Source organism: Nostoc sp. CALU 1950, from assembly GCF_051172895.1.
Classification (GTDB): Bacteria; Cyanobacteriota; Cyanobacteriia; order Cyanobacteriales; family Nostocaceae; genus Nostoc; species Nostoc edaphicum_A.
Window position 1 is genome coordinate 1 of sequence record NZ_JBDNJQ010000207.1, and the last position, 13,213, is coordinate 13,213.

The 13,213-nt window shown below is 39.4% G+C and carries 11 protein-coding genes and 1 pseudogene; 4 read left to right on the top strand and 8 right to left on the bottom strand.

Features of this window, described 5'->3' with window-relative positions; all coding sequences use genetic code 11:
* Positions 1-165: 165 nt before the first annotated feature.
* The 8 genes and pseudogenes from ABF638_RS33650 to ABF638_RS33685 all read right to left on the bottom strand — a co-directional run bounded on the left by ABF638_RS33650 (position 166) and on the right by ABF638_RS33685 (position 8,143).
* Positions 166-1,551 (bottom strand): EH signature domain-containing protein, encoded by a 1,386-nt coding sequence (locus ABF638_RS33650; protein WP_435027147.1) that lies wholly within the window; start codon positions 1,549-1,551, stop codon positions 166-168.
* Positions 1,552-1,564: 13 nt separating this feature from the next.
* The gene (locus tag ABF638_RS33655) at positions 1,565-2,215 is read right to left on the bottom strand and encodes an OmpA family protein (RefSeq protein WP_435027149.1); all 651 of its coding nucleotides are present in this window, start codon (positions 2,213-2,215) and stop codon (positions 1,565-1,567) included.
* Complete coding sequence (locus ABF638_RS33660; RefSeq protein ID WP_435027150.1) at positions 2,208-4,487, bottom strand: hypothetical protein; 2,280 nt, start codon at positions 4,485-4,487, stop codon at positions 2,208-2,210. Before ABF638_RS33660 ends, ABF638_RS33655 begins: the two co-directional genes overlap by 8 nt.
* 25 nt (positions 4,488-4,512) lie before the next feature.
* Entirely contained in the window at positions 4,513-4,824 is a 312-nt protein-coding gene (locus ABF638_RS33665; protein WP_435027158.1) for a hypothetical protein, read from the bottom strand.
* Between the two features lie 625 nt (positions 4,825-5,449).
* Positions 5,450-5,890, bottom strand: a complete 441-nt coding sequence (locus tag ABF638_RS33670; RefSeq protein ID WP_435027151.1) for a hypothetical protein — start codon at positions 5,888-5,890, stop codon at positions 5,450-5,452.
* 68 nt (positions 5,891-5,958) lie between these two features.
* Positions 5,959-6,648: a hypothetical protein gene (locus ABF638_RS33675; protein ID WP_435027152.1), complete on the bottom strand. Its 690-nt coding sequence runs from the start codon at positions 6,646-6,648 to the stop codon at positions 5,959-5,961.
* Between the two features lie 92 nt (positions 6,649-6,740).
* Positions 6,741-7,469, bottom strand: coding sequence for a Uma2 family endonuclease (locus tag ABF638_RS33680; protein ID WP_435027153.1), 729 nt, complete (start codon positions 7,467-7,469; stop codon positions 6,741-6,743).
* Positions 7,470-7,502: 33 nt separating this feature from the next.
* A pseudogene (locus tag ABF638_RS33685) lies at positions 7,503-8,143 on the bottom strand (restriction endonuclease subunit R).
* 226 nt (positions 8,144-8,369) lie between these two features.
* Here ABF638_RS33685 and acs point away from each other — a divergent pair.
* The 4 genes from acs to ABF638_RS33705 all read left to right on the top strand — a co-directional run.
* A complete protein-coding gene (gene acs / locus ABF638_RS33690) occupies positions 8,370-10,343 on the top strand; it encodes an acetate--CoA ligase (RefSeq protein ID WP_435027154.1) in 1,974 nt (657 codons plus the stop codon).
* Positions 10,344-10,582: 239 nt separating this feature from the next.
* Entirely contained in the window at positions 10,583-11,263 is a 681-nt protein-coding gene (locus ABF638_RS33695; RefSeq protein ID WP_435027155.1) for a tetratricopeptide repeat protein, read from the top strand.
* 141 nt (positions 11,264-11,404) lie between these two features.
* Positions 11,405-12,592 (top strand): nucleotide kinase domain-containing protein, encoded by a 1,188-nt coding sequence (locus ABF638_RS33700; protein ID WP_435027156.1) that lies wholly within the window; start codon positions 11,405-11,407, stop codon positions 12,590-12,592.
* A gap of 157 nt (positions 12,593-12,749) precedes the next feature.
* On the top strand, positions 12,750-13,213 hold a 464-nt coding region (locus ABF638_RS33705), incomplete at its 3' end, for a DUF1643 domain-containing protein (protein ID WP_435027157.1).

A 13,213-nucleotide genomic window follows, 5' to 3' on the forward strand; every position in this document is an offset into this window, starting at 1 on the left:
CTTTGGTCTGAGAATCTAGAGACTGTAACCTTCTCTTTTTTTTCAGCAAGCCCTATTTATAGCTAACTTCCAATCTGTAGTTGAATTGTTTAAGCAGCATTCCTATATTGAAATAAATCGAGACACCATTATTGTGCATCAGTAGTCTCTATAAAATTTCTAACATCACACATAGACTCGATGTTGCCGTTCCAGATATTCAATTTCTCTTTTCCACCGCCCAAGCCTGTTTTCTCGCTGTTGTAATTGATCTGCTGTCGGGTTTCTGTAAGGTTCAGTACCTGGATTTGGGTTAATTCCCTTATTTGCAAGCCATTGGCGGCAAAAGAATTGCCAAAGAAATTCATGATCGTGCTTATCGCCACCCAGACAACGAATCCGCTTGACTGAAAGCGTGGATTCACCAAAAAGGATTTGCTCATTTCTGGAATTTTTCGGAAACAGGCGCGTCTCACTACCTCTTCCACGAAAGAATTCGACTACAAACCACTCACCAAAATCAAATATACAAACCTCTGTTGGGTCGCTACCATCATCCTCTAATAGATCAACATCACCTTGGATTTCATACCCTATGGCAATTTGTGATGTCTTGGGTAACAAGATACGAAGCCGTTCAAAGCGGTTACTGTAATTAGCCCAAAAATCCCTGCGACTACATAGCCGATTTGACTCGAAGTTTTCTAAATCCAGCTTGTTCAATATGAGATTTACTAACTTTTGGAAATCACCATAATTGATACCTCCAATCCACTCTCTAAGTCTTTGTCTTGCTGGATCTGAAAGTTTATACCAATTTTCACCATTTCTATAGTTATTTCGCAACCAATCAACCAGTAAAGAATTATTGCTTGCTATATCATTGGAAACATTAGTTAGCAAATGATTAACAGCTTTTATTTGCTGACTCTCTGGCATTTCATCCAAACAACTTAACAACCATCTTACTTGCTGCTGACTTGGAGAGCGAATTGTAGTAAAGTAGGGGATTATGTCTTCTATAAATTTGCTAAATAATGGAATCCAAACAGGTAAACATTCTCGGATTTTGTTTAGAAATTCAGTTCGATTAATACGCTGTTCACAAGCAATTTTTGCTAATTCTCTACCAGCTTGTGTACTACGAAGCGCACAAATAATTTGAACTGGTAGCAGGTGACTAACTAAATCAGAATTAGCAAATATATCAAAAGATTCAGCTAAAGACTGTGCTAACACCTGTTCTTGATGACCACTATAATAAATAGCTAAACGCCACAATAGCTGATGTTGTAGCCATGAGTTATAAATTGCTACCTTCCAAATGGCTGCTGATGTTTTCCTAGATCGGTCAAGATTTTGCTGATCCCACTGTGCTTTAGCATGAATGCAATAAACCCAGTCTAACTTACTTACTTGATCAGCTTTACCCTGTTCAATAGCTTCCAATATTTTATCAACACTTGGTATTGATATTGTTGCATCTGGTAAGTTACTTGCAAGCTGAATAAGTTGATTAGGACTACACTTGGGAGTTTCAGGTAGAGAAGGAATAAAAAGCTGAGAATTCAAAGTTGTAGCTCCTTTAGAGAGAGGTTTTTACGATATCTTTTTTTAACTCATCACTGCGAAATTGAAAGCGGAAAACTACTTTGCGATCGCCTGGATTATCACGTTTTTTGTCAGATTCAATTTCTCCACGACCAGCAGCCAATATTTTCTGGCTTAAAGGTGCTTTGGTAGAGAAATTCATATCATAAAAAATGTAGTTGTAAACTGATGATGATCGCAACAAGCTTAGTTGTAGATTAGTTTTATCGTCTCCATCTGAGCTAGTATGACCTTCTATAACTACGCGGCTAATTTCCTGCTCAAATTCTGGTTTTGAGAAAATAACCCCACTGTAAACAGGAATAAAGCTGCGTAAAAAGGCTTTACCTTCTGGTTTAAGTTCTGTACTTCCCTTAGCAAAAAGAATTGATTCTTGGATACTGACATCCCCAGTTTCCGGGTTAACTTTGACATTGATATTGTTGCTTTTCATCTGACCGACAACATTACCAATTACTACCCGTTTTGGTACATCCTTTTGTGCAAGCTGGAGTAGTGCAGTAATAAATAGCAAAGCAAAAAACATTAGTAAACCAGACATCAGATCGCCAATAGACAGATAGATACTAGAGTCATCATCCTCTATAATCTCTGCATCAATTTTACCTCTGATAAAATCATCCATGATTGCTTCCACTATTACCAAATTGGCGGTTATCATGTGCAGCAACTAGAACTTTTGCTGTCTCTAGTAAACCTCCGCAAACTCTAGCCATAGAAGTATCTGCTTGTTGGAAAAAGCTTTCCTGTAAGTCAACAGTTCTTTGCATAGAACTTTCAAGGTGACTCTGCCAAGACTCAAGACTATTGTGAAATGTTTTATTCAAACTTATGTATGAATTATCTACTATTTGCACTTGCTGACCAATTCCGCTTGCAAGCTTTTCTAGTTGAATTAGTCGTTGTGCATCATTTAATCCAGCCGCACTAACTAATTTGTTAATTTGCTCGACAGATGTTTGAATTTTAGTCATACTTTTGTCTACCTCTTGAGTCAATTCACTACGTCTTTGAGATTCTTCTCGGAAGACTTTATCAAGATTATTCACAATCCCCGATAATCCATCTCTTTGTTTGCCTAGAGTCCCCTCAAGTAAGTTGTTTTGTTGTTGAAAGAATGTCTGTAAATTTGTTTGATATTCTTCCCTAAATCTTGTCAAATCATCTTCTACTGTATGGCGAGTTGCTGTGAGTGTTGCGTCGATATTTCCTAAAGTAGCCAGAAGATTATCTTTTGCATCATTCATCAATCCAGAAGCTTGATTACCCACTGTTTGTAGAGTATTAGTTTGCTCATGAAAGGTTTTATTTGCTTGGGTGAGAATTTGGATAATTCCAGTCTTAGTAGCTTGAAGCATCTGCTGTTCTACTGTTGCGCGTTCTTGTAGTGCTGTTTGAAGTTCCTCTCGAATTCCCCGGAAGGTAGCAGCAGCTTGTACTGCACTGGCTTCAAAAGCACTTCGCTGGGCTGTCATTCCTTCGATACTCTGAACTACCGCTCGATTAATTTCGTGAGATGTTTGTTGTATAACTCCCGTAGTTTCAGTTTGGAATTGACTCAAAGTTTGCCCCATATTGTTAGCAAATCCTTGAAGCATCTGCTGTTCTACTGTTGCGCGTTCTTGTAGCGCTGTTTGAAGTTCCTCTCGAATTCCTCGGAAGGTAGCAGCAGCTTGCACTGCACTTGTTTCAAAAGCGCTTCGCTGGGCTGTCATTCCCTGGATACTTTGGTTTACGGCTCTATTAATTTCGTCGGCTGTTAGTTGTAAAACACCTCTTGTATCTGTTTGAAATTGATTGAGAGTGTCTCCCAAATTCTTAGCAAATCCTTGGAGTTCGACCAGAGTTTCTTTTTGAAAGTTCTGAATTGTCAAGATGGAACTTGCCAAACTTTGAGATATACCACCCAATTCTCTATGCAGGGTCAACACTGCGGTGGAAGCTTGTTGGGTTAACTCTGCACTTTTATCTAACCGATCTGCAATGGGTTCGAGTACCTGAATTCGCAAATCTTTGATGAGTTCTTCTAAAACTCTCTGTCCCTGATTTTCTTGAATTTCTCGAAGTTTTTTCTGTTCTTTGAACATTGCTTCCAAGGCTGGCTTAATCTGCTGACCTACAGCTTGACCTATAGCTTGGGCTGACAACTGATTTAAACCTGCGAATTGTTCTGCAATACTCCTACCTACAGCTTGACCAATGCCTTCTGCATTTAGCTGCTTTAGTCCGGTCAAGTTTTTTGCTACAAGACTAAGTGCTTCAGCTACTTCACGGTTGTCGTTCTCTGCCGTTTTCAAATTTGCAATCGCCTTCAACTTCTGACGTAAACTATCGCGCCGTTTCTGCCTTAGCGAATCACACCCAAACAAAACTAAAGTAAACAAGCTACCAGAACCAAGCCCCATCAGAGAAGTGGAGAAAGCTGTTTTCATTCCTACCAGTAGCCCTTTACTGGCAGTCATCAGTTCTTTGGTATCTTCTGTAGATAAATTGATTCCTTGGAGTCCCTGTTGTATACCATAAAAGGTTCCTAAAACGCCAATGGCAGTACACAAGGTTGTCACGAAGCGTAGGGAACTACGAGGTATGGGGTGGGCTAAGACAGATGGATACTTTATAAGTATGAAATTACCATCTTTTTGTCTGAATCTACTAGAGTCATCAGTTCCTAAATGATCTTTTAACCATTGGCGAACTTCGTTTGAAAGCTTTACATTTTTACCATTTTTCAAATTACTCAAAAATTTAATAGAGGCTCCAGTTGTGCCACACTCTGAGCGCCAATATTGAAATAGTGTGCAAAGCTCGACAATAATTGCGGCTATTAAGACAAAAGCAGTTGCCCAATGAAAAGGTTCGTTATCCCAAATAATGTCCCAAACTTTTACTATTTCCACACTGCACCCCTCTTGTTTCTCTTAGTTATATCTTTTTGAATTTCTCTAATTCTTTATCCGCAAAAACTTCTTGAGCTATCCGCATTGGGAGATGTTCTGCATATAGGCGTTCTCCTATAGGTTCTCGGAGACGTAAGCTGTAAAGTGGTTCACCTTCTGATTTTTTATCCTCAATTAAATAAACCTGTTCTGGTGCATAGCTTCGTAACAAACGCACTTGCAAACAGGTTTTTAAATCCCGTGAAGAAATAGATAGGGGTGAATCTTCTCCAAATAATTCACTAGCCACTTTCCAAGCGTGGTTAACCGCCACAATTTCGTTAACCAATTTTTCCACCGAGGGGTACAATATTTTTGCAGTTTCATTAATCAATACTTTTGACCTACTTGCCTGAGCTTCAATAGGTCTATAATTCCCAAAATGGGAACTTTTATTTAACTTTTATTGGTAAATCTATTTTGATAAAAGTAGTTTTTGATACCAAACCACTCTTTGGGCGTTGAAAAAATGTAGAGTGTGTTATTGCTGTTACTGTGTTAACGTAACCAAAAACCTGAATAAGTACACACACAAACAAGTCACCAGCTTTATCCCAATACGCTTGAGATAAGCCAGAAACCCCTCATGTAGAGACGCGATTTATCGCGTCTAAAAAACTGACACGTTAGAGAGACGCGATAAATCGCCGTCTCTACAAAGAATGTACTCGTCAATTATTCCTTGACAGACCACTCCGACTTGTCTGTACACCGTAGCCTTATTAACGAGAGGGATGTCTGATAGGACAGGGTGAGGTTTTTACTGTAAAATCAAACAGCGATCGCTCTCCTAAATGCTGTCTTATAGTAAAAATTAGATAAAATCATGCGATCGCTACTATTATCTTTTAGTAGCTCAACATTACCATTGCGAATTCAATACTTTAAGGGCAATTGAATTTACTACTACTCAACTAAAAATTTCACAAAATCTCTGCCAACTTTACCACCAGAGTATTTGCTAAATCCAAGAACCTGATATCATCAGTATCAATACTATTTCCTTCACCAGCTAACAGATTTCTTACAGCAGATAACCTGTCATCTACTTCAGAAATTCTCCAAGATTCTTCTAAGTTTACTGCGAAATCAAACAGCGATCGCTCTCCTAAATGCTCTCTTACCCTAACAGCTACAGCATCACTACTTACCAAAAATTCTTTAATAGTATCTAATTGAAAATTACCTAATATTTCGTCATGTCCCCACGTTTCTAGCCAGTCTCCATCTACATCTTCAACGTAAAAATTGACAAAATCAACCCCGTAAGTTAGCCAGTTCTGCTGCATTTGTCGCGCTGTTTCTAAAGCTTCAGCAAATGTATCTACTTGATTGTTGCAGTGAGTTTCTCTTTTGTTAGCCATAAAAGCCATAATTAGCACGTAAGTATATAGGCTAGAACACAAACCTTGAGTATAGAATTCCAGAAGTTTCACGAAAATTTTAAATATTTGCCACCAGAAAGGTAATCACTGTTATACAGGGCCACGTTGACTAACTGGTTGACAAAATTAGCGTCCTTGGGATTGTAACTTAAGAACAGTCCTCTTTCTATTTCCCACGATCGCAGTGTATTTTGCCAAGCTTGGTACTTTGGGTAATTAAGTTCTTCAGATACACTAGTTACTTGAATGCACAGTGGTTGATTGTTACGACTACTTACAATTAGGTCTGTTGCCATCGATAGGTCGGCGATATAACGCTGCCAAAAACTACCTTCTCGACTTACAACATCTTGGGCTATTGATTTAATGATATCATCATCAACCTGATTAAATTCGCCTGCCATCAATTTTTGTTTCCAAATATAAAACTTGGAGTCACTTGCATTAATCCATCTAGGAAAGAGATAACCATACCAATATCTCTCAATGGGCGTCATTTGCTCTAACTTTGCTTTTTGTTCTTCCAAAGGTAAGGATTTGATGATCAGCCAAATGGTAGAATCCGTAATCACCTCTAAGAGAAAGGCAATGACAAAGGGTTTTGCAGTCAGGGAACCTGGCTTGATATTCTTTACCCAACGATTGATTTCATCTAATTTTTTCGCTAAATTATGATCTATCGAGGAGGCTTGCTCGATAAGGGACTTTAGCTTATCCTTAATCTCTTTTGCTTGCAAACGATGCCCTACTTTCAGAAGATAACGCTTTTTTTACACACTGATAATTAAATCTTAACTTGAAAATGTCCTTAGTTAATTTTCTGATGTCATTAAATATTCTCTGAGTCGATGCCCTGTGTACGTAAAACCTCCCGTAGTCGAGCAATTTCTTGCTCTGCCTGTTGGGCGCGTCTTTCTGCCTGGTCAGCACGTAAACGTTCTTGTTCAGCCAATTCCTCTGATGATAGTATCAAATGATTTTCAGTAGTGAAGAATCTTAATTTACCTTCATAAACTCCCAAATAAAGTTCTAACTGCTGACTCCACAAACGTCCATCAGTGGTTACTTGGATTTCTTGATACTTACCATCAACTAAATGAAATCCCTGAAGTTCCATTGTTACAGGGTCAAACCAGAAATAATCTGGTGTACGGAAGGTATCTTGATAAACTTGTTTTTTTAAACCTTTATCAACGGCTGTCGTTGAACTTGACAAAATTTCCACAATCAGGTTGGGATATTTGCCGTCTTCTTGCCAAACTACCCAACTTTTACGGTCTTTTTTCTCGGTTCCCAAAACTACAAAAAAGTCTGGGCCGCGGAAATGTTCTGATTTTTTCTGGTTAAAGCTGTAGTAAATCGTCAAATTGCCAGAAGCATAGAAATCTTGCCTTTCTCGCCACCATAATTTAAGTATGCGAATCAGCAAATCAATTTGTTCTCGGTGTAGGTCACTTTCTAAGGGTGGTTCGTCACTCAGTATATCGCCAGGAGGAAAAATAACTTCGTCCTCTGAAATATTATCAGAGATGATTTCTAGAGTAGCAGGTTCAGACATTAGCGATCGCCCCGCGATTCTACGCTCATTTTACTAAAAATTCGGTAACTTGCAGATGGCTTTGAGAACTTTTAATAACTCAATCGCACCGGGAGATTCATTCAGATTTAATAGTGGCATTAACTGATAAATTGGCTGCTTTCATGTCTTAAATAAACAAATTGATAACGCAGTCCATTAGTTACTAAACCCCATACTGATGGTTGTTGATCTAAACTTTTAAAAGCATAAGTGAGTAATTGAGGTAAACCCTCACCCACTTCTATTGCACTATTTTTCGTTTCAATTACTACAACCCAAAAAGGCGGCGCAATATTACTTTGAGGATTATTGATTGCTAAAATATCCATCCGTCCGGTAATTCTTCTGTCTTCATCCTCAACTGCGATCGCAATGCTATCTTCCATTGTCAACCGAATCGGCACATCGTAAAATCCAGCTAACCGCATTAATGGTGCGATCGTTAAAAATTTAACCAACCCTTCAGAAATTTTACCTGCGCTTAAATAACGATCAAAGTCGTTTCTGATTCGTAATAAATCCTGCTGTTCAAACTCAGAGAGTGGTTCTAGACTTAAGAAGTCTGTAAATGAAGCATTTGAAAGCTTTTCTAGTTTAAGAAAGCGATGAACATCGTTGAGAGATAAGCTGCTGGCTTCAACGGTAAGCGTCATAATTTCAGCCTTTGTTTGTCAAGACTACTTACAATATTGCAACAATCCTGGTAAATAGGTTGTAAAACGTCTTTAAATTTTTTAATCGCTTGCTTTCGGTAGATGAAAATGAATGTAAACTAAATGACTCGGCAATTTTTACCTAGCTTAACGAAAATCTAAACACCGTCTAGCACAACTAAACTAAAAATAGTTTTCAGTAACAATACCGTTTGTAAACGTAATCATGTCTCAACCAACTATAGAATCAATCCTACAAGAGAACCGTCTCTTTCATCCTGCCTCAAAATTCTCACAAAACGCCCATATCAAAAGCCTAGATGACTATCAGCGCCTCTATGACAAAGCCAAAGCTGATCCGCAGCAATTTTGGGCAGATTTGGCTGGAACAGAATTAGAATGGTTCCAAAAATGGGATACAGTCTTAGACTGGCAGCCACCTTTTGCTAAGTGGTTCGTTGGCGGTAAGATGAATATTTCTTACAATTGTCTTGACAGACATCTCACTACTTGGCGCAAAAATAAAGCAGCATTGATTTGGGAAGGAGAACCAGGGGATTCGCGTACTCTCACATACTCCCAACTGCACCGGGAAGTTTGCCAGTTTGCTAATGTATTGAAGCAACTGGGTGTACAAAAAGGCGATCGCGTTGGTATTTATATGCCGATGATTCCCGAAGCTGCGATCGCAATGTTAGCCTGTGCCAGAATTGGCGCACCTCATAGTGTGGTATTTGGTGGTTTTAGTGCCGAAGCTTTGCGCGATCGCTTAATTGATGCCACAGCTAAACTGGTAATTACGGCTGATGGTGGTTGGCGCAAAGATGCGATCGTTCCTCTCAAGGAACAGGTAGATAAAGCCTTAGCTGATGGTGCTGTTCCCAGTGTCGAAAATGTCCTAGTTGTCAAACGCACTGGACAAGAAACTGATATGCAGTTGGGTGGACGCGATCATTGGTGGCATGATTTGCAAAAAGGAGTATCAGCAGATTGTCCAGCCGAACCGATGGACAGCGAAGATATGCTGTTTGTCCTCTACACTTCTGGCAGCACGGGCAAACCGAAGGGTGTAGTCCATACAACTGCTGGTTATAATCTGTATACCCATATCACCACCAAGTGGATATTCGACCTGCAAGACACAGATGTATATTGGTGTACTGCCGATGTAGGTTGGATTACGGGACACAGCTACATTGTGTACGGCCCCCTTTCCAACGGTGCAACCACGGTGATGTATGAAGGTGCGCCCCGTGCTTCCAATCCTGGCTGTTTCTGGGATGTAATTGAAAAATACGGCGTTAATATTTTTTATACTGCACCTACGGCAATTCGGGCATTTATTAAGATGGGTGAACAACATCCGAATGCGCGAAACCTCTCTTCGTTGCGTTTGCTGGGAACCGTCGGCGAACCAATTAACCCAGAAGCTTGGATGTGGTATCACAGAGTAATTGGTGGCGATCGCTGTCCAATCGTTGATACTTGGTGGCAAACGGAGACTGGCGGTATCATGATTACACCATTACCAGGGGCAATTCCCACCAAACCCGGTTCCGCGACTCTTCCCTTCCCCGGAATTATCGCAGATGTCGTGGATTTGGAAGGAAACACTGTACCCAATAACGAAGGCGGTTATCTAGCAGTCCGCCATCCTTGGCCAGGAATGATGCGGACAGTTTACGGCGATCCAGAACGCTTCCGCCGCACCTATTGGGAACACATTCCACCCCAAGATGGTAAATATACTTACTTTGCTGGTGATGGCGCGAGACAAGATGAAGACGGTTATTTCTGGGTAATGGGTCGTGTGGATGACGTACTGAATGTATCAGGACACCGACTCGGTACAATGGAAGTAGAATCAGCCTTAGTTTCTCATCCAGCGGTTGCAGAAGCGGCGGTAGTGGGTAAACCTGATGAACTTAAGGGTGAAGAAGTAGTTGCTTTTGTTACTCTAGAAGGCACTTATCAGGGAAGTGAGGAACTGATTAAAGAACTCAAACTGCACGTTGTTAAAGAAATAGGTGCGATCGCACGTCCGGGAGAAATCCGCTTTACAGACTCTTTGCCCAAAACGCGATCGGGTAAGATTATGCGGCGCTTGCTGCGGAATCTAGCTGCCGGTCAAGAGGTATCTGGAGATACTTCGACATTGGAAGACAGAAGTGTGTTGGATAAATTACGGGAAGGCGCATGAAGAGTTAAAACGGCGGTTAGAAACCTCGTCTACACAAACAAAACCCACCTCCGTGGGTTTCAAACCCTCAATTTTTTCTTAGTCCGCCTCCGCGGACTTTGCCTGTGTAGCCGCGAATTCTATTCGCTCTGGCTCTCATTTATATATGCGACCCTTACCGGTCTGTCTTGTGACGCATTACGCGCTAACACACGCCAATTTATCATAAAGATAAGAACATTATTGAGGCACTTAGGGCCATGAAGGTGAAGCACAAACCCAAATCAGCATTTGTTCAATTTTTTAGCGGCATGATGCTGAGTATCATAACTGTAGTTGGTCTATCACCATTAGTGTTAGCGGTTCCGGGCAAAGTTTCTTTGCATACGCCAGAACAGGATGCACAGAGACAACCACAAAAACTAGCACAGTTTTCCGATACAGGGCCATCAGAGCGATCGCAACTCCTGCAACAAGCCAATGCTTTGTTGAATCAGGGAGACTTGACAGGTGCGGAGGAAAATTTACGCAAATTAATTAAACAATTCCCAAAAGATACCTTTGGACACTTTCAACTAGGAAATGTGCTTTTTCGCCAAAAGAAGCCAGAAGAAGCAATTAGCGCCTATCAAGAAGCCATTCGCCTCCAGCCAAAATACGCTCTAGCTCACAATGCGATCGGTATGGTTTATGCAAGCCAAAGTCGCTGGGAAGAAGCCATTGCTGAATATAGAAAAGCTCTAGACATTAATCCTAATTATGCCGAGGGGCTGACTAATTTTGCACTGGCATTGTGGCAAACAAATAAAAAAGATGAGGCGCTATCTTCTTTAGAAAAAGCTTTAAATATTTTCAAAGAACAAAATAGAGGTGAAAAAGTTAACCAAGTAGAACGAATTTTGAAAGAGATCAAAACTGCTGATGATCCTGGTATTTCATGAAAATCACATTATTCAGTGGATAAAAGCTAAAAAGAGTTGTTGCGATCGGATACGAAGATTATGCGGCAGTTGTCGCATAATCTTGCCTCATGGATAAAAAATAGATTTGAAAATGATGACGACAAACCAGGAGAACAGTGTATGCAAGTAAGACAAGAAATTTTTGATACCTATTGGCGATTTGCCACTATGCGCCAGGAAGTATTTTTCAACAAAATTAACAATGTACCACCACCCTGGACGAGTGACCCGATTATTAATACTTATAAATTTTGTAATGCATATCGAGCAAGCGATCGCGTTTCCCAATATCTGATCAAAAACGTAATTTACGATGAAAATAGGAGCAAGAATGAAGAAGAAGTAATTTTACGGATTCTATTATTTAAAATCTTTAATAAAATAGAAACTTGGGAATATTTAGAAAATAAAATAGGAGATTATATTTCACTGTCTAATTTCGACTCAAATGTATATTCAGATATATTACAAGAGGCTATGAATCTTGGATATGTCATTTACACAAGTGCGTATATGTCCTGTGCCAGCAAGGAGTTTGGTTATGATAAAAAACACCAGAATCATTTGGCATTAATTGATAAAATGGTTGTCCAAGATAGAGTAGTTAAACGCATAGTCAAAACCAAAAGTTTTGAAGACGTTTTTAAGATTATTCAAGAATATCCATTGCTAGGTAAGTTTATGGCTTACCAATTAGCGACAGATATTAACTATAGTGAAATTATCAACTTTGACGAAAACAGTTTTACTATAGCAGGGCCAGGAGCCGAACGTGGTATCGACAAGTGTTTCATTGATACAGATGGTAAAACATATACTGATATTATTCATTGGATGACTGAAAACCAAGAGAAAGAGTTTCAGCGTTTGGGGTTAAATTTTCAATCACTCTGGGGTCGTCCACTACAGGCTATAGACTGTCAAAATCTTTTTTGTGAAACTGATAAATACTGCCGAGCAGCATTTCCAGAATTGAAAAGTAATCGCAAAAAGATAAAAGCCAAATTTACTTCAACACCTCAACCAATTGATTATTTTTATCCACCCAAATGGCATATTAACGATAAAATTCAAGAAACTTTAGCACAGAGATCGCCAGCATTAGAGATTAATAATTTGCAGGTATTGAATAATAGTAATTGTCAGCAATTATCTTTGGAGCTAGATTTTCTGGTAAAAACAACATCTGAAATATCAGATAATGTATCAAAACAGTATAAAAAATATGATCCAAAGACTCAGAGTAAAAAATCAAAAGCTTTGCAAAACTCAGAGATAAAAAAATCTCATCAGTTGTGTCTGTTTTAATGTTTTCTACTATTTATAAGTCAATACGGTTCAGTTAAGGGCTAAGTGTACAAAATTGTGGGTTTTCGAGACGCGATAAATCGCCGTCTCTACAAGTGTTTTGGTCTTATCTGAACTGTATTGATTTATAAGTCAACAGTAATTCAGGGTAAAACACATGGTAATAAAAAAATATATAGATATGGAAAGAGATGTCAAGTTTGACGATGATATTAGGAGAAAGTATCGGTACTCACTATGGTGTAGATGGGATGCAACTTTGCCGCAAGTTACTTTTGTAATGCTTAACCCAAGCAAGGCTGATGAGAATAAAGGTGATCCTACCCTCACTAGATGTATTAACTTTGCCCAGTCTTGGAATAAATATGGTTCTATTGAAGTGGTTAATCTATTCGCTTATATTGCTACAAAACCTCCTGAACTTTCCCAACCCCAAGTAGATGACCCTGTGGGGGAAAAAAATAACTGCTATATTCAAAAAGCAACAAAACGTGCTGAATTAATTATTTTGGCATGGGGTACGAGTAAGTATCCCAGAATTAAGAAACGTAATGAAGAAGTACTAAGTCTAAGAGGATGTTTGAAAAGTCGGGAATGTTGTAAAAAAGCTCTCTCGGTATA

Bases quoted from the DNA above. Each gene is read 5' to 3' on its own strand.
- ABF638_RS33695 (WP_435027155.1), top strand. From the start codon at position 10,583: ATGAAGGTGAAGCACAAACCCAAATCAGCATTTGTTCAATTTTTTAGC.
- ABF638_RS33680 (WP_435027153.1), bottom strand. From the start codon at position 7,469: ATGTCTGAACCTGCTACTCTAGAAATCATCTCTGATAATATTTCAGAG.
- ABF638_RS33655 (WP_435027149.1), bottom strand. From the start codon at position 2,215: ATGGATGATTTTATCAGAGGTAAAATTGATGCAGAGATTATAGAGGAT.
- ABF638_RS33700 (WP_435027156.1), top strand. From the start codon at position 11,405: ATGCAAGTAAGACAAGAAATTTTTGATACCTATTGGCGATTTGCCACT.
- ABF638_RS33670 (WP_435027151.1), bottom strand. From the start codon at position 5,890: ATGGCTAACAAAAGAGAAACTCACTGCAACAATCAAGTAGATACATTT.
- acs (WP_435027154.1), top strand. From the start codon at position 8,370: ATGTCTCAACCAACTATAGAATCAATCCTACAAGAGAACCGTCTCTTT.